The following is a 24,417-nucleotide window of genomic DNA, read 5'->3' as shown; positions in this document are numbered from 1 at the left end:
TAGAAAACCCATTGTTTTTCTACTTATGATTGGGGTTTTTATCCATATACAGGAAAAATAAAAGAAGTTGTCTCCAAAAGTTCGTTTTTAACGACCTTTTGGGACAACCTCTTATTTACTTTCTGCATCATTATTATACGTTGTTTAAGGATAAGTTAACCCTTCTGCTTCCTCTGCAGTAATAACGGTGTATCGAGTTCCCGTTCGTAATCCTAACAATTCTGCTTTTTCAATTGCTTCCTGCTTCGTCTCCGCATAAGCAGCTAAATATTTTTTTCCATTGATAATTTGACAAATTACATATTGTTTCATTACTTTCTCCTCTTATGGATACAAATTTTCATTTCTTCTATACAATATACACTATCATAATAAATTTAAATAGGAGGTAATATGATGAGTGAAGCAATTATTCATGGAATCATTCTTGCATTTGGTCTTATCATTCCATTAGGTGTTCAAAATGTTTTCGTCTTTAACCAAGGTGCGAGCCAACCAAACATTTGGAGGGCAGCCCCTGTCGTATTAACTGCCTCTATATGTGATACGTTACTCATATTGATAGCGGTACAAGGCGTTTCCCTTGTACTCCTTACTTTTTCTTGGCTAACTAACTCGTTATATATAATTGGATTTTTCTTTCTCCTATACATGGGCTTTGTTATTTGGAGAAGTAACCCTTCCAACGATGTAAAACAAGAAAAAAGTATGCCAGTAAAAAAACAAATACTTTTCGCTGCATCGGTTTCATTATTAAATCCACATGCAATTTTAGATACGATCGGTGTAATTGGAACAAATTCGATTCAATACATAGGAAGTGAAAAATGGGCTTTCACACTTGCAACTATTATCGTTTCTTGGATTTGGTTTATAAGCTTAGCTTTAGCGGGGAAATTTCTAAAAAGGCTAGACTCAACCGGAAAGACAATCGTATTATTAAATAAATTTTCCGGTCTCATCATATGGAGTGTTGCACTTTATATGTTAAAACAAGTTATTTATTCCTAATGAACGAAAGAGAATTGCATGTTACTGAAAACATCATGCAATTCTCTTACAAATTATGAAGTAGGTTCTGGTTTCTTTTTTATGTTCTTTGCATCTTTTGCTGGTTTAATCCAAATGATTGCTATAGCAGCACCGATCCCAGCGAAAATACTTGTTACATAAAACACTTCATGGTCAGCACCTTTCATGAAAAAAGAGTATAGAGGTGGTCCAGCTGCTACACCGATAAATCGCATAGAACTATAAAATGACGTAACCGTCCCCCTTTGCTCCTTTTCAATTCCTTGTGTAATGAGAGCATCTAAACATGGGAGTGCCATACCAATTCCTACCCCCATAATAACGAGACAAAGAATTAGTAAATAAATTCCTTTTATAAATAAAGGAATGATGACTGATGCAGCAGCCATTAAAAAACCAATGTAAATACACTTCTTCATCACATTTTGGTTATCTCCAATTTTTTTGCCAGCCATATATGAACTAAGTGACAGTACAAGTAACGGGATTGCAAGTACACACCCTTTCCAAATACCATGAATGTCATACTTTGATTCCAGTATAGTTGACAAATAAAAGAGAATTCCGAATAAAATAAGCATAATAATTGCACCTAATGCAAAAATGGCAATTAACCATCTTCCTTTTTCTCGAAACGTAGCAAGAATTGATTTTATAAACTCTTTAAGCGGTGGTACTTCTCCTTCTTGTTTCTTTGCCTTTACTAGAACAAGTAATAAAACAATTGATACTACGCATAAAACTGGAATCGCCCAAAACGGCAAGAACCATACAATGGCAGCCAGAGCAGACCCTAAAATAGGGCTCAACACTTTCCCAAACGTATTGGATGTTTCGATGATTCCTAAACCTGTGCTAACTTGTTTTTCATCTTTGTATAAATCACCAACACACGGTATAACAACTGGCATCGCACCAGCAGCACCAATACCTTGAATCGCTCTACCGATTAATATCCAAGTGTAGGGATTATCAACTTTCCAAGATACCCAACCAGTTATCGCTCCTCCTATAGCCGCAATCAGCAAACTCGGAACCATTACCATCTTTCGTCCCCATCTATCTGATAAATAACCAGCAATCGGTATAAGTAGAATCGCTACGATAGAATAAATGGTAATAATCATGGATACTTGAAACGATGAAATATGTAATTTCTTTTCAATAGTCGGCAGAATTGGAATGAGCATTGAATTCCCTAATGTCATAACTAGTGGAACTGATGCAAGCGCAATCAAACAACAGTTTTCTTTTTTTAACATGTTGGCTTCGAAACCTTTCATCATATATTTCTTACCATATAATAGCCCTGCTGGAACGTAACTTTTCATTCCACCAGGGCTATTACATTTTTACTACTTTCCATTCACAACAAAAGAAATTGGGGAAAATATAGTATTATTCCTATTCTTTGAATCCAGTTCACAATATATCCATACCAATTAATTGAAAAAAAAAGAAAGGAAGAATCCTTCCTTTCTCCTATAACCTTCTACAATTAGCGAGTATATCCGCCACCAAGTTGTTGTTCTGCCATCGCTACAAGGCGTTTTGTAATTTCACCGCCTACAGAACCGTTTGCACGTGAAGAAGTATCAGCGCCAAGTTGTACACCAAACTCTTGTGCAATTTCATATTTCATTTGATCTAAAGCCGCTTGTGCTCCATGTGATGCTAATTGATTAGAATTACGATTTCTAGCCATTACCAATCACCTCCTTATTTATATATAAATTGTGTTAAATTTTAATTTAAATACATGGTAATTTTTGGTTATTTATATTTTTAAAAAAGAGTCTCTACAATGAGAGACTCTTACATCATTTTATATTAAGAAGTTACTACTTCTAAATTTCTATTTGTTAGTACTTTCATTTCTTCTTTTCATATATCTTTCGCATTATGTCCAAACCATTCGAGTGAAACAAAAAAGGTATACTTTAATTGGTATACCTCTTTCAAACATACACTTTACATAATAATATTATTAATATCTTTCCAACAATACGCTGTCTCTTCCACCTGTAATCTTTCTAAAAATTTTGTATCAATTTTTTCTGGATTAAACTTTTCATAAAACTTTTTAGAAGGATTATTCGTAACAACCCATACTAAAAGTGATTGCATATCATTGTTTTTACAATCCGATAAGAAAGCTTGAAATAACTTTTGTCCTATTTTCATTCCTTGATACTCTTGTAAAAGGTAAATTGCATATAATTCTCCCTCGCAATTATATGTACCAGTTCTTTCTGCTCCTCCATCGATGAATCCAACTATTTCTCCATTTAACGTCTCTGCTACAAATCTAAATTGATGATTACATTCTTTTTGAAAAATATTTTCCCATTGTTTTTCCCGTTGCTCATATGTTATATTTTCTAAAATCTCGTTAGGGAATATGCCTTTATATGTCGTTTTCCAACTATCAGCGTGGACCTTTGCTATACATGGTATATCATCTCTTATCGCTCTTCTAATATGTATTTCCATCATTTCTCCCCCCTTGCTTACTCATCATTATATCAATTTACTTCCTTAAAAATCCAAACAAAAAAAGAGTGAATTCACTTCAACTTCACTCTTTTTTCTTACAATTATCTACTTTCCACTTCAACTGAAACAACACGATCTATCTCTTTTAGTGAACTATATAGCTCAGTTGTATATAAATCTTCTGGAGCTAAAATAACCATCTCTAATTGCTGAAATGCTCCACTATCTATATCTTTAATCTTCACGCGTTTTACATGCATTCCTAAATTTTTAATCTGCTTAAATATACCATCTAACTCATGATGCTCTTTTACAGTAATTTTAATAGACAAGTCCTTTTGTCTTAATGAATATGGTCCTGCAATTTTCACAAGTTGCGGAAGTACATTAATTGCTAAAATAATTAAAATCATAGCAACCGTCGCTTGTAAATAAAATCCTGCTCCAATCGCAATACCTAAAGCTGAAGCAGCCCACACCATAGAGGCGGTCGTTAATCCAGAAATAACGTCATTACTTCTTCTTAAAATAACACCTGCTCCAAGAAAACCAATTCCACTCACAATTTGAGCAGCTAAACGCATGGGATCCATATTTGTATGCCCTGGAACAGAATATACATGTACAGATTCAATTGAAACCATCGTAATTAAACAACTTGCTACAGAAATAACCATACTTGTTTTCACACCAAGTGGTTTATTCTTTAGCTGCCTATCTATCCCGATGAATAATCCTAAAAAGAGTGCTAAACCTAATTTGAGTAAAAATTCATATGACATATTTCCAGTCTCCTTACTTTACAATGTTTCCCTTGGAATAATTCACTATAACTCTTTTATGATATCAATTCCAGTCTTTTCTATTCATTTAACATAAAAAACCGAAAAAACATTTGTGACGATGTTTCTCCGGCTTTTTATTACTCTTAAAACTCTTCTTTATTTCTTATCTTTAATCTTAATCTCTGCATCTTTGTAGAATGCTAATTTACTGTCATTATACTCTTTTGTAAAATTGTTAAATTGCTCTTTTGATTTTTGTGCTTCCATAGTTAATTCATTAACAGCCTTAACTTTTTCACCAATCTCTTTTAATTTCGTTTCTTTTACTTTTAATTTTTCATACAATTCTTTTTCGGTCGCTAACGCCTTCGTATAATTTTCATTCATCTTTTGGAATGCATCATAACGATTTTTATACGACTCTTCTACTGCTTTCGCTTGTTTTTGTAACTTTTTATCTTCAAGCTTCTCTATATTTCCTTGAACAGATTTCGTTTCTTTCTGAGCTTTTTCTAGCATTTCTTTCTCATTTTTCAAAGCTTTTTCACGATTATCTACATTGGCAGTAGCCTGCTCTATTTTCTTCATAACAGCGTCATTATGATCTTTACCTTCTTGTAAAATTTGAGAATATAGTTCTTGGCCTTCCTTCTCTAACTTCTCTAATTTCTTCGCTTCATCAACTAATGATTTCTCTTGTGTCGCCGCTGTTTCAAAAGCTGTATATAGGTTTTCTTCTGGTTTTTCACCGAAACAACCTGTTAATAGTCCTACTGATAGTGCTCCAACTACTGCTACTTTTCCATACTTCAACGTTCATTCCTCCATTACATACGGTTATCATGCCAGAAATTCACTGGGAAGTGACTCTCTTCATGATAAGCTTCAAACTCATAACCCTTTTCTTTTAACCCTTTTAAAATTGCTGGCACAGCAGCAACTGATTGCGGATGAATATCATGCATTAAAATGACTTCTTGTGGTTTTGTTGCATTTGTTAATACATTTTGAGCAATTTGTGCTGCAGCTGCATCAACTTGCATTTTATTATATTTCCAATCTAATGAATCAATTGTCCAATCCCACACTTTAAAGCCGCCCTCTACCACTTTATTTCGAAGACTTTCATTTAATCCAGGCATTGAACCGTATGGTGGACGTGTTAATTTAGGTGATTTCCCAATAATATTGGCGATTAAGCTTTGATCTTCTTTCATCTCATTTACATACTCGCCATTTTTATATAACTTTGCAAAATTATGCGTCATACTATGCATTCCTACATAATGACCTTCTGCATTTTCTCGTTTCACTAAATCTGGAAACTCTTTTACATTCGCTCCAATTAAAAAGAATGTCGCCTTCGCATCATGTTGTTTTAACGTATTTAATAATTCAGCCGTATATTTCCCCGGGCCATCATCAAATGTAAGATAAGCAACTTTTCTTTCCTTACCATTAAAACGACTTGGTGCCGTTTTATTCATTTCTACTTTCGGTTGTTCACTTGCGAGTTGTACTACATTTTCTTGTTTTGCAACAGCCTTTGCTGGTGAAGTAATGGATTGAAACATGAAATACCCAATAGCTACTGCTGCAATCGCTATTAAAACGAATACTACTCGTTTAATTTTAAAAACTTTTTCCATTCTATCGAATTCCTCTCCCTATTAATCTTATATATAAATCACCCAATATAATTATACATCTATTTATTTTATTACACTATATAAACAGATTTTATATGTATTATAATGGGAGTTTTATCAAAATGGTCGTTCCTATTCCTTCTTTACTTATAATATTTATTGTACCTCCATGAAGCTCCACCATTTTTTTAACGATGGCTAAACCAAGATCCGCACCTGTAGCATAATTATTAATCTGGTAAAATGACTGTTCTATATACGGTAAATGCTCTTTAGCAATTCCAATCCCTTCGTCTTTCACCTTTATCACTGCTTGTCCTTTATTTTTAGTCGCTTCAATATATACTTTACCATTTTTATGTGAATATTTAATGGCATTTTGAACAATATTCAAGAAAGTTTACTTTAGTCTATTTCGATCTCCTATCAAATCGATTCGTTCTATAGTTTTGATGAATTGCATTTGCTTCTCTTCAGCATTAGGAGTTAATTGCCAAATCTTCTCCTCTAGTATATCGTATAATTGCACCTTTTGTTTATATAAATTGAAATGATTTAAGTATAAAAAATCGTTACAGAAAAGTTACAAATCCATCTCGATAAAAAAAGATTGGCAAAGGCCAATCTTTTTTATTATTCATTTCGAACTGGCTTTGGTGTTACACCTAAATGTTCATTTAATTTTTCCGAAATATCTTTCACATTTTTTTCATTTGGAATGTAATAATAAATGCCTCCGATACGTTTATCCGTACCTTCCACTTGCATTTTTTCCATTTCCAAATTAGATCCTGCCATATTTTTCGTAATAGCAAGCATATCATCGAAAGTTAAGTTCGTTTTCATATTTTTATCAACCGCATCAAGTAAAGAGCCCATTTTGCTAATAGATTGAACAGACATCGCTTTTTTAGCAATTGCTTCAATTACAAGTTGTTGTCTTTGACCACGCATTGCATCACTGTCAATTTTACGCGTTCTTGCAAGCGCAAGTGCCTGTTCTCCATTTAAATGTTGGTAGCCTTTCTCTAAATGAATCATACCTGCTTGGTCTTTACTATCTTGTTCAGTGAAAGTAACTGGTACATCAATATCAATACCACCAAGTGAATCGACAATTTGTACGAATGATTCAAAGTTAAACTTCACATAATAATCAACAGGAACATTTAAAAATCTTTCCACTGTATCGCGTGTACTTTCAACACCACCAAATACGTGTGCATGTGTAATTTTATCTAATTTCTTTCTAGATGGAATATATACACGTGAATCACGCGGAATACTTACTAATTTAACTGATTTATCATCTTTATTAATTGTTGCTAATAAAAGTGCATCTGTTCGAACAGCTTCTCCGTATTGACTTTTTCTCATTTCACTACCATCAACACCCATGATTAGAATTGAAATGTTATCCTTTAAAGGTTCAACTTCTTTATCACGCTTCGATGATTTATCAATTTTTGCATATGCATCACTTACTACTGCTTTTGCTTTATTATATATTAACGATCCATATCCTACTCCACCAAAAATAAGTAGGAAAAACGGAATTAAAATGAACCATTTTATTGACTTTCTTTTAGAACGTTTTTTACTGCTTCTCGTATTCTGTTCTAATTCAGAGCTCATATCCATTCGCCTCTCTTTCTCTTTCCCAATTATAATGCAAGTCTATTAACCTTCATATTGAATTTCCTTTCAATTACCTTACAATTTTGTAAGGTTACTGCGCAAATCCAATATGTACTCCATTTCACATTATACTCTCGTGCTTATTTTTGGCAAGTCACTATTTATATAAAATTGTTTTTAAATTCATATATTATAATTTTATTAGTTTGGTGTATACATAGTTTGCTTTCCATTATTAATAATGAAAGCTGATTTTGCTTTTATTTTCGTCTTTTGTGTTTCTATCTCTTCATTTGAGAAATTCACAATAATTTCAATGTTTTTTCCATACGAAGCTGATTGTACTAACTTATCTTCTGACAAATATGCAAAGTTCGTCATTTCTTCTTTTACTGCCTTTTCATGAACTTCATTCCAAACTTTCAGGTGCTGCGTAATTTCTTGTTTATGCTTATTCCACTCTACTTCATCTAAATGGTACAACGGAGGAACGTTATACAATAATTCGTATAGCATACGGTTTCCGACCTCATCTTTTACTTTCAAGCTTCCCCATTCCCAGTGATGCGTTGTAATTATAGAATCATTGTATACTAATTTATATAACGGTACTGAATATACAGGATTTAAATACACTTGTTTATACTCTTCTTTTAACGGTACTTGTTTTGCATATTTTTCTGGAACATTTTGATTCGGTGACCAATATCCGCCTACATAATACGGACTTGTTTTGTTTTTCCTCATATCTTCATCGTCCCATTTAATTACAGGCGTTTCAATACCATGAGCAAATGCAATCGTACTACTAGCAAAATCATTTCCGCCTTCAGAACCAACGACCATACCCTTTTCTTGCGCAATGTAGTCCATTCGTTTTAAACGTGCTTTTAAATCTTGCTCTTGTGTCGTTATATGTTTCGCTGAATAGTCATCGTAAATTTCACCTGTCGCATCACAATCAATAAACCATGAATTATATTTAGGACCATTTTGTAATATATCATTCATGCGTTCTTTTACACTAGGCAGAGATAAAGTTGGATTTAATTTTCGCCCTCTACCTAAAAACCCTTGCACCTTTTCTCCATTTTTCTTCGTTACAGTAGCCTCTTCGTATAATGATGGGTCATTAAAGGATGCTGTGTTCCAATTTTTATCACTTTTTTCGTGAATGGAATGATACGAGTCATACGGACCAACTAAATACCCCATTTCCTTAGCTTCTGTCACGAAATTAGGTTGCATAAATCCTTGTTCCCAGTTTGGCAGACCAATCCACGCTTTTTCTATTCCTGCCTCTTTCATTTCCTTTAGTATGTCCGTTCCATCTGCATTACCCCATTTACTTACCTCTTCAACCGCATCACCAAGTAGCGACTTTAATAAATGCTTATTTAAGCTATACAATTCTGTATTCGTTAAGTGACCTACACCTTTCTTTAATAGCACACTAGCTTCCTGATTAACGTTTTGAAAAATATCATCTTTATAAAATTCTTTCATTGATAACACTTCGTTTATATAACGTAAAATAACATTTTTTTGATACTTATCAATGAAATCTTGTTTACTTACTTGATCTAATACATTCAATTCCCCAGGCTCTGAACTATATTTTTGAATAAGCTCTTTTATATGGCTAAACAAAGGGCTATTTATTTTCTCTCTTAGCTTTGGCCAATTTACATTACTTTCTGATAAGCCATTTTGATTCCAAAAATAAAAATGAGCTGCACCGTAAAGCTTTTCTATCTCTTTATTTTTTCTAGCCTTTTCTTTTAATGTTTTAAATTCACCTTTTCGAGCGATATTGTCTTTATACAGTTTAGCAATACTGACTGCATCATTATTTGTCACATATACTTGAAATCCATATGTTTTATTTTTATTTATACGCGGAAATTCATGTATAAAATCAAACCCGATTTTCGGATCCGAATGAAATTTCACCTCATTATTAAACATATTGTTCGCGATATATACAATTGAATATTTCAACCCATTTAATGCGAAAAACTTCATAGAAAATGATTCAGCAAATGAATATGCATCATCCTTTAAAAACTTCTTCCAATTTTCATCATTACTCGAAATTTGCTTCCCTTCCCATAACGGAAGTGTATAATTTTCAGCTTGTACTTTCGGCCAAGTAAAGCTTTCTGCACCAGTCGATTCTACTTCAATATTTAAGTGATCTTTTTTCTTCTCTAGACTCACTTTTACTTTTTGATCTGGATATTCCCAAGATGTACGATCCTTTTCTTTTTTTACATTCAACACCTTCATTTTCGGCAAGGGCTGTGATGCCAGTTCCTTTACGCCATCATGTTCTACAATTAACGTGAAAGTCTCTGGATTGACATCATAAGTAAATTCTTTATACGTTGCTTTCTTTATTTTAGACTCTTGAACAGTATTGCTACCTTTTACATCACATCCGACTAAAGTCGAAAATGACATCGTTGTAAGAAGACATATTGCTATCATTTTTTTCATCTTCTGCACCTCCACCACTGAATATACAGAGGCTTTGTTACAGGAATGTGGCAAAAAAATAGAACCAGCATAATGCTAGCTCTATTTTTGGGATTAAAAATAAATATATATGGACAACTATAATCTGCTTAATATATATAGTACAATAATCGTGTTTTTTCATCCTCACTAATTATAAAAGCAAATCATTCAAAGCTTTAACATGCATTTCTTAACTAAAAAAATAAGTGTATATAATATACGCTAAAACTAGCACTAAAATTACTAGCGCTGTACCTTTCCAATTTATACCACCCGCCATATCAACTGAACTACCCGTTTCAGCTCTGTTGAGCCCATCATGTAAAGAACCGGTAGAATTGTTTTTCAATTCACTTTGCCTTATACGTTCTCTTTTTTCTTCCGGTAACTCTTTCTTCATATGATCCATTCACCTCCAAGTTAATATACTCTTTACTAAATTATACATTCATATTTTTCTTTTATATGCAAACATATTTACAACATAAAGAAAGCTAGCGATACTAGCTTTCTTTATAATCCAATATGTTCTTCTTTATTTACAGTAATCCCTCTATGATCAATTTCTAGCTCACACACTTTCATAGACGTAAATACTCTCGCTAATTGCTCAGCAATTTCTTGACGTTTCTCATACGGCGTTAATATAAAAATAGATGGTCCTGCACCGCTAAGCGCTGTACCGTATGCACCGAATTCTTTTGCACATTTACGAATAGATGGTAATAACGGTACAAGCTCTAAACGATACGGCTCGTGAAAATGATCCCTTTCCATCATTTCGCCTACAACTTTCCATTTCTTTTGACATAAAGCAGCTACTAATACATTACTTATTGCACTAGCCTTAACAGCTTCATGAAACGGGAATACATCTGGTAATACAGATCGACTTTCATCTGTATTTAGCTCTTCATTTGGAATAAGAGAAATAACACCTAATTCCTTACTTTCAATTCTTACAACCGAAACATTCTTCCCATCAAGTGCTCCGATTACAGTTCCTCCTAATATAGAAGCAGCAACATTATCGGGATGTCCTTCAAAATTTGTAGCAATTTGAACTTTTTGATCAGTCGTTAAGTTCAATTTTCCTAGTTGATTCGCAAGCTCTATCCCAGCCACAATTGCTGATGCGCTACTTCCTAGACCTCTTGTTAGTGGGATGTTACTAGTAACTTCTATTATATGGGGTGATAAAGAAGGACATACTTTACATGCCGTGCTAACAATTAAATTTTTATCGTCTATCGGAATTGAATCTTCAAAGGAATGGATCACTTGCCATTTATCAGCTTTTTCTTTAACTACTACATGTAAATATAATGACAAAGCTATTCCTACTGAATCGAATCCAGGTCCAACATTCGCTGTACTAGCAGGAACACGAATACTTAATGGTATCACGACATAATCACCCCTTTAATATGCTCTTTAATTTGTTCTATATTATTTGAAACACTTGCAATATCTAATGTATTAGAAGAGATTGCGATATCAGGATCTTTCAAGCCGTTTCCAGTTAAAACTGCAACAACTGTTTCTCCTTTTTTGATTTTTCCAGATTGAACATGTTTCATTACGCCAGCTAATGAAGCATTTGATCCTGGCTCAGCGAAAACCCCTTCCGATTTTGCTAATAATCTATACGCATGTAAAATTTCTTCATCTGATACCATATCTATTTCACCGTGAGATTGCTCAGCAGCCTCTACTGCATATGACCAACTTGCTGGGTTACCGATGCGAATCGCAGTTGCAATTGTTTCTGGCTCGTCAATTACATGCCCTTTTACAATTGCAGCTGCTCCTTCCGCTTCAAATCCGTGAATTCTTGGCTTTTTATAACCTTTTTCTTTCTCATATTCACAGAAACCTTTCCAGTACGCTGTAATATTTCCGGCATTCCCAACAGGGATCGCTAGAACATCTGGTGCACGTTGCAACTGATCACAAATTTCAAACGCTGCTGTTTTTTGCCCTTCAATTCGATAAGGATTTACCGAGTTAACTAATGTGATTGGCTCTTCTGCAGCAATATTTCTTACAGCCTTTAGTGCATCATCAAAATTTCCTTCTATTGAAATAATTTCAGCACCATAGGCAACTGCTTGCGCTAATTTTCCATGTGCAATCTTTCCTTCTGGAATTACGATAATACATTTCATTCCAAGGCGTGCCGCATATGCTGCGGCCGATGCTGATGTATTACCTGTTGATGCACAAATAATTGCCTCCGAACCTTCTTCTTTCGCCTTCGCAACTGCCATTACCATACCACGATCTTTAAAAGAACCTGTCGGATTCGCTCCTTCATACTTACCGTATAACTGAATTCCTAATTGTTTTGATATATTTAATAACGGGATAAGCGGTGTATTTCCTTCCATTAAGCTCACATCAGGTGTATTTTCATTGACCGGTAAATAAGAAGCATACTGTTTTAATAATCCTTTATACATATTGTTTTTCCTCCTCAATAATGTAGTAACTGTTTATTTCACTTGCGACATCTTCTATCGCTCCTAAAACTTGTTCGAATTGATACTTTGAAGTTTGATGTGTCACAACAACGACTTCTGCAAGTTCACGATTTAAAGGTAACTGAATAACTTCTTTTAAACTTACAGAATAATTAACGAAACATTCTGTTATTTTTTGCAACATCCCAGGTTCATCTCGTAATGAAATACGTAAGAAATATTTCGAAACAACTTCTTCATCTCCCTGTAATTCATATGGTTCTGGCTCTTTTAACGCACTTTTATTTTTCGGAACTTGATTCATATTTTTAACGATTGAAATAATATCACTTACTACTGCAGAACCAGTCGGTAATTTCCCAGCTCCTGGTCCGTAAAACATTACTTCTCCTACTGCTTGACCGTGAACATATACCGCATTAAATTCATTATTTACATTCGACAATGGATGATGACTTGGTAAAAGTGTCGGTTCTACACTTAAATGAATGGCTGATCCTTGTTTCTCCGCTTTCCCAATTAACTTCATTGTAAACCCTAACTTTTCAGCCATTTGTAAATCTTCTTTTTCGACCTTTCGAATCCCTCTTACTTGCACATCATCTAAAGAAACATTCATCGAAAAACCTAAGTTTGCAAGAATCGCTACCTTTCTCGCCGCATCTAGCCCATCTACATCCGCTGTCGGATCTGATTCTGCAAAACCTAATTTTTGTGCTTCCTGTAAAGCTTCTTCATACGACCATCCATTTTGACTCATCTTTGTTAACATGTAATTTGTTGTACCATTTACAATTCCCATTATTTTTTCAATCTGATCTGATGCTAATCCGTCTGTTAACCCTCTTAACACCGGAATACCGCCCGCTACACTTGCCTCATAACACAAATCACAATCATTATCATTTGCCAGTTGGAGAAGTTCTGCACCGTATACAGCCATTAAATCTTTATTTGCTGTCACGACATGTTTCTTATTTCGTAAAGCCTTAACAATATGCTGCTTCGCTTCTTCAATTCCGCCCATTACCTCTACTACAATATCAATATTTGAATCATTTAGAACTTCATCAACATGACTTGTTACTACGATTCCATCAATACAAACATCACGTTCTTTTTCTAAATCACGTACAACAACTGTCTTCACTTTCACTTCATACCCTGTATCAAGTGCAATTTTTTTACAATGTTCTTTCAAAATATGGACAACACCACTTCCGACCGTACCTAATCCTAACACCCCTACATTAACAACATTATTCATCTTCTAATCTCCTCCTACAATTTTATTTTTTATCCTTATCAATCACCTTGCTCTGCTTTTCAATCATGCAGGTGGTGGTTATTTCCGTACGTACAAATCGTTTCATGTTACAGCACCTCCTTTCAAAGTAATAAAAAAACACACTCATCCCTAGGAAAGGGACGAATGTGTTTTCGTGGTTCCACCCTTGTTCCAACCTAGACGTATTTCTCTCTAGATTGCTCAAGTTCAGATAACGGCTGATTCCGTCAATAATTACTAGATTACTCGTTCACTATTGAAGTTCAAAGGTGGTAAAATCATTTCTCGTGTTAGGAAGCTCACACCCTTGACTTCCCTCTCTGTAAACCGTAAAAATGATTTCATGTCCTTATCGTTACTTTTCGTTCATGTTTATTTGTTAACTCATTATACTCGCATAAAAAACAAAATCAATACTATTTTTTAATTATTTTCAATTTTCAATCTCTAAAACTATAAAAAAACACACTCATCCCTAGGAAAGGGACGAATGTGTTTTCGTGGTTCCACCCTTGTTCCAACCTAGACATATTTCTCCCTAGATTGCTCAAGTTCAGATAACGGCTGATTCCGTCAATAATTACTAGATTACTCGTTCACTATTGAAGTTCAAAGGTGGTAAAATCATTTCTCGTGTTAGGAAGCTCACACCCTTGACTTCCCTCTCTGTAAACCGTAAAAATGATTTCGTGTCCTTATCGTTACTTTTTCGTTCATGTCTATTTGTTAATTTATTATAGTTATCAACTTTTTAAAAAGCAAGCCTATTTTACTAACTATTTTCAAAAACTTCTTTTATTATATTTTACAATAGCGTTATTCATCTACAGATTGATTTACCTATTTGTAATTTTCTCTACTTATAAATTAACAGTTTATATATAAATATCCCATTTTAAAACACATAGATACTCGCAAAAAAAATATATTAATATAATTTTGTCAATACAATCTTTTCGTATAACTTTCTTCTAAAGAACGTGCAACATCTTCTTCTGAAGTATTTACTTTCGCATGCTCCAGCAACATTTTTGCTGCTGAAGGTAACTCTTTTTTATGTAACCAAAATTCTGGATCCCACATTTTTGAACGAATAAAAGCTTTTGCACAATGGATATAGCATTCCTCTACCTCAACCACAATTCCAAGTAACGGATTGCGTCCATTTGCCTGCATTTCTTGCAAAATTTCTTCGTCATTTGTTATATACGCTCGGCCATTTATTCTGAGTGTCTCCCCAAGGCCTGGGATAAAAAAGATTAATCCTACACGTGGATTGGAAATAATATTCAAAATGGAGTCTATACGACGATTGCCTGGTCTTTCTGGAATGATAATTTTATTATTATTAAATACGAATACAAATCCAGGTGCATCTCCTCTCGGCGAAGCGTCACACTCTCCTAATTGATTTGCAGTAGATAGTACTAGAAAAGGAGATTTAGAAAGAAAATCTACGCAATGGTGGTCTAATGATGAAATAACCTTTTTCAAAGCGCGCTCACTTGGTTCCCCTAATATTTTCCGTAATTCTACCTCAGTTGAAATAATCGATTTTATTTCCTTACTCTCTATTCCCACTAATACCGACCCCCTTTTTTCTTTATTTTCCCAAAATTCAATACAAATATTGTATAATAAAATTTGCAGAAAGGGGAATTAAAATGACAGAGTGGTTAACGATATTTGATTCTGAAAGAAATACAATTGGGAAGAAATTACGTGATGAAGTGCATCGTGACGGTGATTGGCACGAAACATTTCATTGTTGGTTTGTAGAAAAAGATGATGAAGATATTTTTATATATTTCCAATTACGCTCTAAAAATAAGAAAGAAGCTCCACTTATATGGGATATTACTTCAGCTGGACATATAATGCATGATGAAGATGTACAAATTGGCGGTCTTCGTGAAATTGAAGAAGAATTAGGCCTTTCCTTTCAAACGACCGATTTAGCATACAAAGGAATCTTTACAATAGATTATGAAATTTCAAATCTTACGGATCGCGAGTTTTGCCATATGTATTTTCACAATGTCATCGATCCACTTCCATTCGCACCAGGTGAAGAAGTAGACGATGTGATGAAAGTACATGCAACTTCTTTTCTACAACTATTAAAAAGAGAGATTTCATCTTTTACAGCTATTTCTGTCTTAAACAATAAACCGATAACGATAACATTTGAAGATATTTATCCATATGATATTGCATACTATGAATTTGTTATAGAGCAAGGAAAAGAATTACTAAAAAATAATGATTTGTAAATAGAATAGGACTCCCTACTAATATCGGTCGGGAGTCCTATTTTTCATTATTGCTCAAGTGTCTTCAACTTTTTCTCTACTCGTATGAATAAGCGAATGATTAGTACTAGCATAAAGATTATTATCGCTAACGTTGTATGGGGATATTTAAACAGTATACTAATAAAACTTCCTATCAACATCATAATGAATCCATTTTGTTTCATCACTTCTGCGCTATATCTGTTCCCCGCATCCCATAGTCCCTTATTTTTCATAGATCGTTTCGTACGGTAACCATATGCAGCGTTAATATCCGTTGGTGGATTTTTTCGAAGAATAAGTGCAGCAAGTATAAATATAACACCAATCAATATGCTCATTCCTATGTTTACTAATGCATAGCTCAATTATATCCCCCCTAACTTACACTTTTATTATACGATACGACCCTATTTTTTCCAATTCATAACACATTCACTTTCTTTCTTTCGATGTCTGGAACATACTTGGAAGTGTTACAAAACGTGCCCCTTTCGTTTTTAACTGCGGAATAATTTTGTCTAGCGCCTCTACGGACCCTTGCAAATGCCCACCTGGAGTTGAATGCTGAAGTATGACACTACCAGGAAATGAGTTCCCTAACACATTATTTGTAATCGTATCAGCGCTTACACCTTTCCAATCAACCGTGTCAACACTCCACTGTACAATCATAAAATTTTGCTCAGTTGCCCACTTCAATTGATCTTCAAGTATTTCACCATACGGTGGGCGAATAAATTTCGGTGCATACCCAGCTAAACGATTTAATATCTCTTCTGTTTTTATAATTTGATTACGGTACTCAGCATCATTTACTTTCGCTAAATTAGGATGGCTATACGTATGATTACCAATTACATGCCCTTCATTCGCAATACGCTTTACTACATTTGGAAACTTTTCTGCATTTTCACCAAGCAGGAAAAAAGTCGCTTTTACATTATGTTGTTTTAACTTATCTAATATTTTTGGCGTGAATTCTAAATCCGGTCCATCATCAAATGTAAGAGCAACTTCCGCTTTATTGTACGGTCCTGAAAATGCGTACGCATATTTTTCAACCCAAGAAAATGGCGTCCACGATCCACGCTCATCTGCTTTCATTTGTACTTCATAATTTTGAGGGGTATATGCGTATGGCAATGAGTTTATATAGTCTCCATAATAAAATGAGTTATATGGCATATAAGCATACGAAACATTTCGTTCTAGTCCCCATTGATATGGAGTAAACATTTGTGGCGAATAAAAATAATACATGATAAAAACCTCCCTAAATTTTCATATGTGATTCCTCTGCACTTTGTTAGAGAAATTGTTATTCATAAACAAAAATAAGACTGTCCGTCATTTGGACAGTCTTACTGCTGACTATTATTAATAAATTGATGTACTATCTTTCGGTAAAGCTTTCACATGTTTTAAATAACTTGTCACTCTGTCATCATCACCTTGCGGGTACGGATATCCATAAGCGTTAGCAATTTCGTTCGCCACTTCCCTAAATAAATTACCCATGACAAAGAATGATTCCCATATGTTTTCATATTCTGCATTAGAAAATGTCTTTTTAAATTGCTCCCACATATCTTCTTCAAAATATTGCTCAAAATGCTTTCCAAATTTACCTGCATTAACTGTAAAGTCTGTTTTCATACCAATATGCCATTCTAGCATTACGATGAACATATCTCGCACTGGACCATCAAGCATTCCTTTCGCATAAGAAAGCTCTTCTCTCCATAATCCTTTTGCCACATTCGTACTACACCACCAAAATTCATTACAGCAATCCAAAAACTCTTTTTCTGTAGGCTTTTTTATTAAGTAGTCTTTATCGCTTGCTGGTGGAAATTCTTCCATACAATTATCTTTATCGAGAAGTAATTTACTTAAACTATCTTGCCCAACGAAATGATTTATTAATTCAACTGGAATTAGTGTTAAATCGATCCGATTTCCATCCATGAACTGCATTAAATACGGAAACTTACCATCTCCATCTGGTGAAACTAATGACATTTCTTCCGGCATTTGTACAATCATTATTTCTCCAAATCTACGAATCCAGTTATGATTAGACGTAAAAGATCGTATATCTTCTACAACATACATAATATCATAGTCTTGAAAACAGTCTTTTTTCACATTTGGATTTACACGCGATCCATTCATAATGACAGCTCGAATTCTTTCATCCTCTTTTGCTGTATTTATAATTAAGTCCAGCATTTCTTTTTCAGTTCTCATCTATTCCTAACCTCCAATTTTTAATATAAACTTATATTTTGAAGTACGTTGGAGGTCCACGAGCTAACTGCGTTGTATACGATACATGTTATAACTTTTCAAACATCTTTTTCATTCTATTTATCTCCTTTCGTTATTCTTTTACGACTGCCATTATAAATCCATCGTACCCTTTACTTCCGACTGTTTGAAGCGCCGTAGCACTTACACGTGGCTCAGTAGCTATTGCTCATAGAAGCGACGTATCCCTTGTACGCGAGGGTCATTACTCGCATTGTCAATAACTTCTCCTTCACGTACTACGTTATCCCCAATAATTACAGTACCAGGGCGTGATAGTTTCAGTGCCCATTCAAAATAAGCAGGGTTATTTTTTTATCAGCGTCTATAAAGATAAAATCAAATGGTTCATACTTCTCATTTTCTATTTGTTGTAAAGAATCTAAAGCTAATCCTGTTCGCACTTCAACTCTATCATTCAAATTAGCGCGTTCAATATTGCTACGCGCAATGTCAGCATGCTTTTCTACTATCCACTTTTGATTATACTGAAAATTCTGTCTCATATGCGAAAAATAAAGAAGGGACATCTACTTCATTACAAAATAGATATCCCTTCTTTTGTTTATACATGTATCCCTTACGGATTAGTAGACCAAAGTCCTGCTGATTTAATAAATGTACGTTTATTTAATTTCAGCTGCGCTACGATAAACTCTGCAATATCTTCTGCTTGCATTACTTTATCAGGATTTCCGTCAGTTAATCCTAAATCTACAGCCATATCTGTTGCTACTGTACTTGGAGTTAAAGCAGTTACGCGAATGTTATGTTTACGAACTTCCATCGCTAACGATTCTGTTAAGCCAAGAACACCAAATTTAGAAGCACTATATGCACTTGTTACAGGTGCACCTTTTTGTCCCGCTGTAGATGAAATGTTAATGATATCACCAGATTGTTGTTCAATCATGCTTGGTAAAGCTGCACGAGTTGCATAGTATACACCCATTAAGTTTACTTGAATGATTTTTTCCCAATCAGCAACGTCTAGTTCTAAAAACTTACCGAACTTAGAAATACCAGCGTTATTAATTAAAATATCGATAGATCCTAAACCGTTTTTTAACGTCTCAATCGCAGTAGTCACTTCTTCATATGAGGAAACATCAGCAGTCGCAATAACAGCTTTTACGCCTTCTGCTTCTACTTCTTTCGCTACAGCTTTTAAGTTTTCTTCTGAACGAGCTAAAAGACCGACATTTACGCCCTCTTTCGCTAAAGCGATCGCTACAGCACGACCAATCCCTCTACCTGCACCTGTAATTAAAGCATTTTTGCCTTGTAATAATTCTGCCAAGTATAACACTCCTTAATCATCTCAGTTATGTATTATATTAAAATTGTATCTATGTTTATGTAAAAAGGCAATGATGCACTTTCATGTGCGTAGGTTACTTGTAGGTAACTACAGAAATTTTTTATTTATAATTCTCATGTTTTTTCCATAATTCATGTAAAATAGAAATAAATCCCACACAGAAGGGTGTATGTGTATGAAAAGAAAGAAGTGGTTCTTGTCACTAACTGCAGTCGGACTATGCATCATATTTTTGGCTATGTACTTTATATTTGGTAATCCACTACATTATAAAGTAATAGAAAAAGATACTAACGAATATCTCCATACTATAAAAGGATATAAGCAAAAAGAAATACAAAGCATAACCGGAAAATATACTCCTCTTTATAATATCGGCTATTATGCGGAAGTCGTATATAAAGACGAACCTTATTTTACATACTCTTATACATACGATAATAATAAAATAATACAAGACAACGGCATTTTAGGAAGACATACTGAGTCATTTGAAAATCTTAATTTAAACTGGTCATTGTTTGACGAGTTAGTAGACGGTATTCATACAAACTTGCAAGAAAGAGGTTTAAGTAAAAAGAAAGATTATTCTATACGCCATGTTCAATTCGTTGATATTGATGATGATAAAAACGGTGCAGAAGCATACGTTGACTTTAAAAAAGATAAAGAATCTGATTACTCATACCGTATGAATAGTGAAGGAAAAGCTTATCAATATAGTTGCATTAACGGGAAATGTGTTTTTAAAGAGAAATAGTGTTAGAAGGGTTTCCTCCTAACACTATTTCTCTTCCTAATTCGGAATACAAACAATAAATTCCGTCCCCTTCCCTTCCTCACTCTCGACTTTTATTTCTCCTTGATGAAGGTCGAGTACCTTTTTTACAATGGCCAAGCCTAAGCCACTTCCTCCATAAGCACGATTGCGTGAAGAATCTGCTTTATAAAAACGCTCAAAAATATGTTGTTTCTGTTCTTCAGATATTCCAATTCCCGAATCGCGAATACGCACTTCCACTAATGTCTCATATTCTTTTAGCTTGATTGAAATCGTACCGCTACTTGGAGTAAATTTAATACTATTATGAATTAAATTAATCCAAACTTGACTCATACTTTCTTGATCGGCATTTATTTGTACTTTTTCTAAATCAAGGTCTAATTCAATTTCTTTTTCAGCCCAGAGCGGTTCACTATTTAACACAATTTGCTTTAACTGCTGATCTAATCGATAAGTCGTCCTTTCTGGTGTATATTCTTCCGACTCTAAAAGAGTTAGTTTCAGTAAATTTTGACTTAGTTTAGATAATCTCGTTGTTTCCGTTTCAATAATGGTAAGGTAATGCTCTCTTTTTTCCTCGGAAAGATTATCGTCTTGTAGTGCTCTAGCAAATCCTTTTATAGAAGTTAATGGTGACTGTATTTCATGAGAAACATTCGATACAAATTCCTGGCGCATTTTCTCCATCGCATTCAGTTCATCTGTCATATCATTTATGCTTTTTACGAGCACACCAATTTCTCCATCATATTTCTCTTCATTTCGTATTTTTACGGAGAAGTCCCCTTTTGCAATTTTTTGTATCGGTTCAATAATAGTCCAAATCATCGCCTCTCGCTTCGGTCTCATTAATACTGCAATTAATATCCAAAGAAGAATCATAAATATAAAACTGAGTATGTCACTAATGAGATAGGTAACAAAAGGAGATAAATGTATTGCAAGGGCATCCAATATACTAGATAATACATAAAATGCTGTAGACCAAATAATAGTAAGAAAAGAAAAGAGTGCTATTATCGCTCCCGTTACTTTCAGCATCTTGAATTTACTCATTCGTTCTCTTTTTCTCATTTACTTACCTCTAAGCGATATCCTAAACCCCTTATTGTTTTAATACTAAATTTCGACTTCTCTTCTTGAAACTTCTCACGTAACCGATTTATATGAACGTCTAGTGTGCGTTCATTCCCTTCAAAATCATATCCCCATACATCTTCAATTAATTGCTCTCTCGAACAAGTTCTCCCCGCTTTAGAGCCTAAAGTAAAGAGCAATTCGAATTCTTTTAACGGTAACGTAACCGTTTGTTCTCCAATTGTAACTTCAAATGTTTTACGATTTAACAGTACAGTTCCAACTTGAATTGATTGCGACACTGTAATTTGGTAACGTTTCAATAACGCCTTAACCCTCACTACTAGTTCTATCGGATCAAATGGTTTTACAAGATAATCATCCGTACCAAGATGAAACCCTTTTACTTTTTGAGATGTTTCTCCTTTAGCAGTTAGCATCAAAATCGGAATATCATAGTATTTTCTTAATTCAAAACATACATCAAATCCATCCATATTCGGCATCATGATATCAAGAATAACCATATCAACTTTCACTTCATCTATTTTTTGAAGTGCATCTAGACCATCAATTGCTTCATATGTTTGAAATCCTTCCCTCTCTAAAAATACAGAAACAAGTTCTCTAATATGTGGATCGTCATCTACTATTAAAATTTTTGGTAGCAAAGAAAACCTCTCCTTTCTACGTAGCATCTTTTATATAACTTTTAAAAATGAATCACCAGCGGAGTATAAGCCCCACTGATGATTCATTTTATAATACGCCCTCTTTAATTTTCAATTGTTGCGTTGCAAATTCACGATACATGTCATGTGTGCGTAACAATTCATCATGTGTACCACTACCTGTAAGATTCCCTTTTTCTATAAAGATAATTTTATCTGCATCTACAACAGTAGAAAGTCTATGTGCAATAACTAACGTTGTTCTGCCTTTCATTAAGTTATTTAATGCCTTTTGAACGACGGACTCTGATTTACTATCTAAACTAGAAGTTGCTTCATCTAACATAAGAATTTGTGGATTTCTAAGTAACGCCCGGGCAATGGCAATTCGCTGTCTTTGTCCTCCAGAAAGTTTCACACCACGTTCTCCCACTTCTGTTTCATATCCATTTGGCAAGTCATGAATAAATGCATCCACATATGCCATCGCTGCTACTTTTTCAATTTCTTCATCTGTCACTTCTCCCTCAACGCCGTAACAAATGTTATCCCGAATCGTTCCATCAATTAACGGACTATCTTGTGAAACGTAACCAATTTGACGTCGCCATGATTGTAATGAATAGTTCGTAATTGCATCTTTCCCTAATTTAATAGCACCGCTAGTTGGCTCATAAAAACGTTCTAATAGTGAAAATAATGTCGTTTTCCCGCTACCACTTGGCCCTACGATCGCTGTTACTTTTCCTGATTCAATTGTGAAATCAATATTCTTTAACACTTGCTCTTCTTCGTTATACTCGAAATGTACATTTTCAAGAACAATTGGTTGCTTAGCATTTGTGACTTTCACACCAGTTTCATGATCTTCTACTTCATACTCTAAAATTGTATTAATTCTTTCCGTTGCACCAATTGCCTTTTGGAATTGTGTAAAGAACATAGATAATTGACTCATCGGCATTATAATTTGAACTAAATATAAAATAAACGCTACTAGTTCCCCAGTTGTTAATGCACCGCTAGAAACTCGCATCCCGCCATATCCTACGATAATAACAAGCAATGCCATTAAAACAAACGACATAACTGGTGAAATTAACGCTTGCACTTTTCCCTCTTTCAAACCAAATTGCAATAACTTCTCTATACCTTTATTTCCAGTTTCATATTCTCTTTTTTCTGTGTTCGAAGATTTCACTAAACGAATTTCTGATAATACTTGCGTTAGCACACTTGTAAAAGAAGCAGTTTCATCTTGAAGTGCTTTTGAAATCTTATACATTTTTCGTCCTAGTGGAACTAAGATCAGTACTGATAATGGAATAACCGTTAAAAGTAAAAGTGTCATTTTCCAATCTAAAACAAATAATACGATTAATGATCCGACAATTGAAATACCGCCTGTTAATAAATTTGACAAATGCTCAGAAATTAATGTCTTCACAACACCTGTATCATTTGTCATTCGGCTAATTGTATCGCCTGTTCTATTTTGATCATAATAAGATACTGGCAATATAAGTACCTTTTTCCACAAACGTTCTCTCAGTCCGGCTACAATCTTCTGTCCTATATAATTTAGTAAATATATAGATAATCCTGCAGCTATAGTTTGCATAATAAAGAATGCAACTAGCCCAACAATTTGTCCTGTACTAATTGACGAAAGTGAAAAATTATCTACTAATCCTTTTGTTAACATCGGAATAAATAAACTCGCTCCCGTAGAAAGCAAACTCATGAATAACGCAAAAACAAGAATCCCTTTCGGAGGATTTGTATCTTGAATAAGGCGTAAAAACTGCCTCCAACTCCCTTTTTTCTTTATTTCATTTCTAACTTCCATTTCTGTCATCTCCTCGTGTTAAACAAAACTGTTCTTTCTAAAAATAGAATACAATACAAATGTAAACTGAATGTAAACACACTTTTTCTATTTTTACAAAATATACATAAAAACTCATCTTTACAACAGATATAAATATCTGATATTATTACCTGGTACTTAATATTATTCTATGTGAATGATAGATAACTAATTTACAATACTATATAAATCTCCA

At 34.1% G+C, this 24,417-nt stretch carries 24 protein-coding genes, 2 pseudogenes and 2 other annotated features; of the genes and pseudogenes, 3 read left to right on the top strand and 23 right to left on the bottom strand.

What is annotated here, in order from left to right:
* Window positions 1–144 precede the first annotated feature (144 nt).
* Window positions 145–312: a DUF3933 family protein gene (locus MR070_RS07410; protein WP_000816386.1), complete on the bottom strand. Its 168-nt coding sequence runs from the start codon at window positions 310–312 to the stop codon at window positions 145–147.
* Window positions 313–396: 84 nt separating this feature from the next.
* On the opposite strand from MR070_RS07410, the gene MR070_RS07405 reads away from it, so the two are divergent.
* Window positions 397–1,011, top strand: a complete 615-nt coding sequence (locus tag MR070_RS07405) for a LysE/ArgO family amino acid transporter (RefSeq protein WP_001287304.1) — start codon at window positions 397–399, stop codon at window positions 1,009–1,011.
* A gap of 53 nt (window positions 1,012–1,064) precedes the next feature.
* Here the strand turns inward: MR070_RS07405 and MR070_RS07400 are convergent, their stop codons facing one another.
* The 14 genes and pseudogenes from MR070_RS07400 to MR070_RS07335 all read right to left on the bottom strand — a co-directional run bounded on the left by MR070_RS07400 (window position 1,065) and on the right by MR070_RS07335 (window position 15,472).
* On the bottom strand, window positions 1,065–2,294 hold the full coding sequence (locus MR070_RS07400) for a bacillibactin exporter BcbE (RefSeq protein ID WP_242260955.1): 1,230 nt from the start codon (window positions 2,292–2,294) through the stop codon (window positions 1,065–1,067).
* A gap of 236 nt (window positions 2,295–2,530) precedes the next feature.
* A complete protein-coding gene (locus MR070_RS07395; protein WP_000113545.1) occupies window positions 2,531–2,737 on the bottom strand; it encodes an alpha/beta-type small acid-soluble spore protein in 207 nt (68 codons plus the stop codon).
* 266 nt (window positions 2,738–3,003) lie between these two features.
* Window positions 3,004–3,528 (bottom strand): GNAT family N-acetyltransferase, encoded by a 525-nt coding sequence (locus MR070_RS07390; RefSeq protein ID WP_044790732.1) that lies wholly within the window; start codon window positions 3,526–3,528, stop codon window positions 3,004–3,006.
* Between the two features lie 101 nt (window positions 3,529–3,629).
* Window positions 3,630–4,310 (bottom strand): MgtC/SapB family protein, encoded by a 681-nt coding sequence (locus tag MR070_RS07385; protein ID WP_000119508.1) that lies wholly within the window; start codon window positions 4,308–4,310, stop codon window positions 3,630–3,632.
* A gap of 159 nt (window positions 4,311–4,469) precedes the next feature.
* A complete protein-coding gene (locus tag MR070_RS07380) occupies window positions 4,470–5,126 on the bottom strand; it encodes a YkyA family protein (RefSeq protein ID WP_000873557.1) in 657 nt (218 codons plus the stop codon).
* Between the two features lie 14 nt (window positions 5,127–5,140).
* Window positions 5,141–5,962 carry a peptidoglycan-N-acetylglucosamine deacetylase gene (locus MR070_RS07375; protein ID WP_000416558.1) on the bottom strand — a complete coding sequence of 274 codons (822 nt, stop codon included), beginning with the start codon at window positions 5,960–5,962 and terminating at the stop codon, window positions 5,141–5,143.
* 100 nt (window positions 5,963–6,062) lie between these two features.
* Window positions 6,063–6,527 (bottom strand): annotated as a pseudogene (locus tag MR070_RS07370) (sensor histidine kinase); the annotation flags it as partial.
* A 68-nt stretch (window positions 6,528–6,595) separates the two neighbouring features.
* Window positions 6,596–7,597, bottom strand: coding sequence for an LCP family protein (locus MR070_RS07365; protein ID WP_044790787.1), 1,002 nt, complete (start codon window positions 7,595–7,597; stop codon window positions 6,596–6,598).
* Between the two features lie 204 nt (window positions 7,598–7,801).
* Window positions 7,802–10,099: a glycoside hydrolase gene (locus MR070_RS07360; protein ID WP_242260950.1), complete on the bottom strand. Its 2,298-nt coding sequence runs from the start codon at window positions 10,097–10,099 to the stop codon at window positions 7,802–7,804.
* A gap of 211 nt (window positions 10,100–10,310) precedes the next feature.
* Window positions 10,311–10,520, bottom strand: coding sequence for a DUF6366 family protein (locus MR070_RS07355; RefSeq protein WP_242260949.1), 210 nt, complete (start codon window positions 10,518–10,520; stop codon window positions 10,311–10,313).
* A gap of 113 nt (window positions 10,521–10,633) precedes the next feature.
* Window positions 10,634–11,527, bottom strand: coding sequence for a homoserine kinase (gene thrB / locus MR070_RS07350; RefSeq protein WP_000612667.1), 894 nt, complete (start codon window positions 11,525–11,527; stop codon window positions 10,634–10,636).
* Window positions 11,524–12,582, bottom strand: a complete 1,059-nt coding sequence (gene thrC / locus MR070_RS07345; protein ID WP_139895565.1) for a threonine synthase — start codon at window positions 12,580–12,582, stop codon at window positions 11,524–11,526. The genes thrB and thrC overlap by 4 nt, the downstream gene beginning before the upstream one ends.
* Window positions 12,575–13,870, bottom strand: coding sequence for a homoserine dehydrogenase (locus MR070_RS07340; protein WP_001067137.1), 1,296 nt, complete (start codon window positions 13,868–13,870; stop codon window positions 12,575–12,577). The genes thrC and MR070_RS07340 overlap by 8 nt, the downstream gene beginning before the upstream one ends.
* Window positions 13,871–14,024: 154 nt before the next feature.
* Window positions 14,025–14,256, bottom strand: a binding site (T-box leader).
* Window positions 14,257–14,370: 114 nt separating this feature from the next.
* Window positions 14,371–14,602 (bottom strand) — a binding site (T-box leader).
* A 231-nt stretch (window positions 14,603–14,833) separates the two neighbouring features.
* Window positions 14,834–15,472 carry a pyridoxamine 5'-phosphate oxidase family protein gene (locus MR070_RS07335; RefSeq protein ID WP_044790388.1) on the bottom strand — a complete coding sequence of 213 codons (639 nt, stop codon included), beginning with the start codon at window positions 15,470–15,472 and terminating at the stop codon, window positions 14,834–14,836.
* Between the two features lie 83 nt (window positions 15,473–15,555).
* Between MR070_RS07335 and MR070_RS07330 the strand changes: the two genes are divergently transcribed.
* Entirely contained in the window at window positions 15,556–16,164 is a 609-nt protein-coding gene (locus MR070_RS07330; protein WP_000141371.1) for an NUDIX hydrolase, read from the top strand.
* A gap of 47 nt (window positions 16,165–16,211) precedes the next feature.
* Here MR070_RS07330 and MR070_RS07325 read toward each other — a convergent pair whose 3' ends face one another.
* The 5 genes and pseudogenes from MR070_RS07325 to MR070_RS07305 all read right to left on the bottom strand — a co-directional run bounded on the left by MR070_RS07325 (window position 16,212) and on the right by MR070_RS07305 (window position 19,798).
* A complete protein-coding gene (locus tag MR070_RS07325) occupies window positions 16,212–16,526 on the bottom strand; it encodes an SdpI family protein (protein ID WP_041184205.1) in 315 nt (104 codons plus the stop codon).
* Between the two features lie 94 nt (window positions 16,527–16,620).
* On the bottom strand, window positions 16,621–17,448 hold the full coding sequence (locus MR070_RS07320; protein ID WP_000291228.1) for a peptidoglycan-N-acetylglucosamine deacetylase: 828 nt from the start codon (window positions 17,446–17,448) through the stop codon (window positions 16,621–16,623).
* Window positions 17,449–17,565: 117 nt separating this feature from the next.
* Window positions 17,566–18,438, bottom strand: a complete 873-nt coding sequence (locus MR070_RS07315) for an aminoglycoside 6-adenylyltransferase (RefSeq protein ID WP_242260947.1) — start codon at window positions 18,436–18,438, stop codon at window positions 17,566–17,568.
* Window positions 18,439–18,571: 133 nt separating this feature from the next.
* Window positions 18,572–18,965 (bottom strand): annotated as a pseudogene (locus MR070_RS07310) (O-methyltransferase); the annotation flags it as partial.
* A gap of 113 nt (window positions 18,966–19,078) precedes the next feature.
* Window positions 19,079–19,798 carry a 3-ketoacyl-ACP reductase gene (locus MR070_RS07305; RefSeq protein ID WP_000818985.1) on the bottom strand — a complete coding sequence of 240 codons (720 nt, stop codon included), beginning with the start codon at window positions 19,796–19,798 and terminating at the stop codon, window positions 19,079–19,081.
* A gap of 196 nt (window positions 19,799–19,994) precedes the next feature.
* On the opposite strand from MR070_RS07305, the gene MR070_RS07300 reads away from it, so the two are divergent.
* Window positions 19,995–20,579, top strand: coding sequence for a DUF3139 domain-containing protein (locus MR070_RS07300; protein WP_242260945.1), 585 nt, complete (start codon window positions 19,995–19,997; stop codon window positions 20,577–20,579).
* A gap of 36 nt (window positions 20,580–20,615) precedes the next feature.
* Here MR070_RS07300 and hitS read toward each other — a convergent pair whose 3' ends face one another.
* From hitS to MR070_RS07285, 3 genes are all read right to left on the bottom strand, one after another.
* Window positions 20,616–21,677: an envelope stress sensor histidine kinase HitS gene (gene hitS / locus MR070_RS07295; protein ID WP_242260943.1), complete on the bottom strand. Its 1,062-nt coding sequence runs from the start codon at window positions 21,675–21,677 to the stop codon at window positions 20,616–20,618.
* A complete protein-coding gene (gene hitR / locus MR070_RS07290; protein WP_048557535.1) occupies window positions 21,674–22,351 on the bottom strand; it encodes an envelope stress response regulator transcription factor HitR in 678 nt (225 codons plus the stop codon). The genes hitS and hitR overlap by 4 nt, the downstream gene beginning before the upstream one ends.
* 88 nt (window positions 22,352–22,439) lie before the next feature.
* Window positions 22,440–24,200 (bottom strand): ABC transporter ATP-binding protein, encoded by a 1,761-nt coding sequence (locus MR070_RS07285; protein WP_242260942.1) that lies wholly within the window; start codon window positions 24,198–24,200, stop codon window positions 22,440–22,442.
* Window positions 24,201–24,417: the final 217 nt, after the last annotated feature.

Origin of the sequence: Bacillus cereus group sp. BfR-BA-01453 (assembly GCF_022662915.1) — a bacterium.
In the GTDB taxonomy this organism is placed as follows: Bacteria; Bacillota; Bacilli; order Bacillales; family Bacillaceae_G; genus Bacillus_A; species Bacillus_A paranthracis.
The sequence above is the reverse complement of the archived record's forward strand: the minus strand, read 5'-3'. Positions and strand labels throughout refer to the sequence as shown.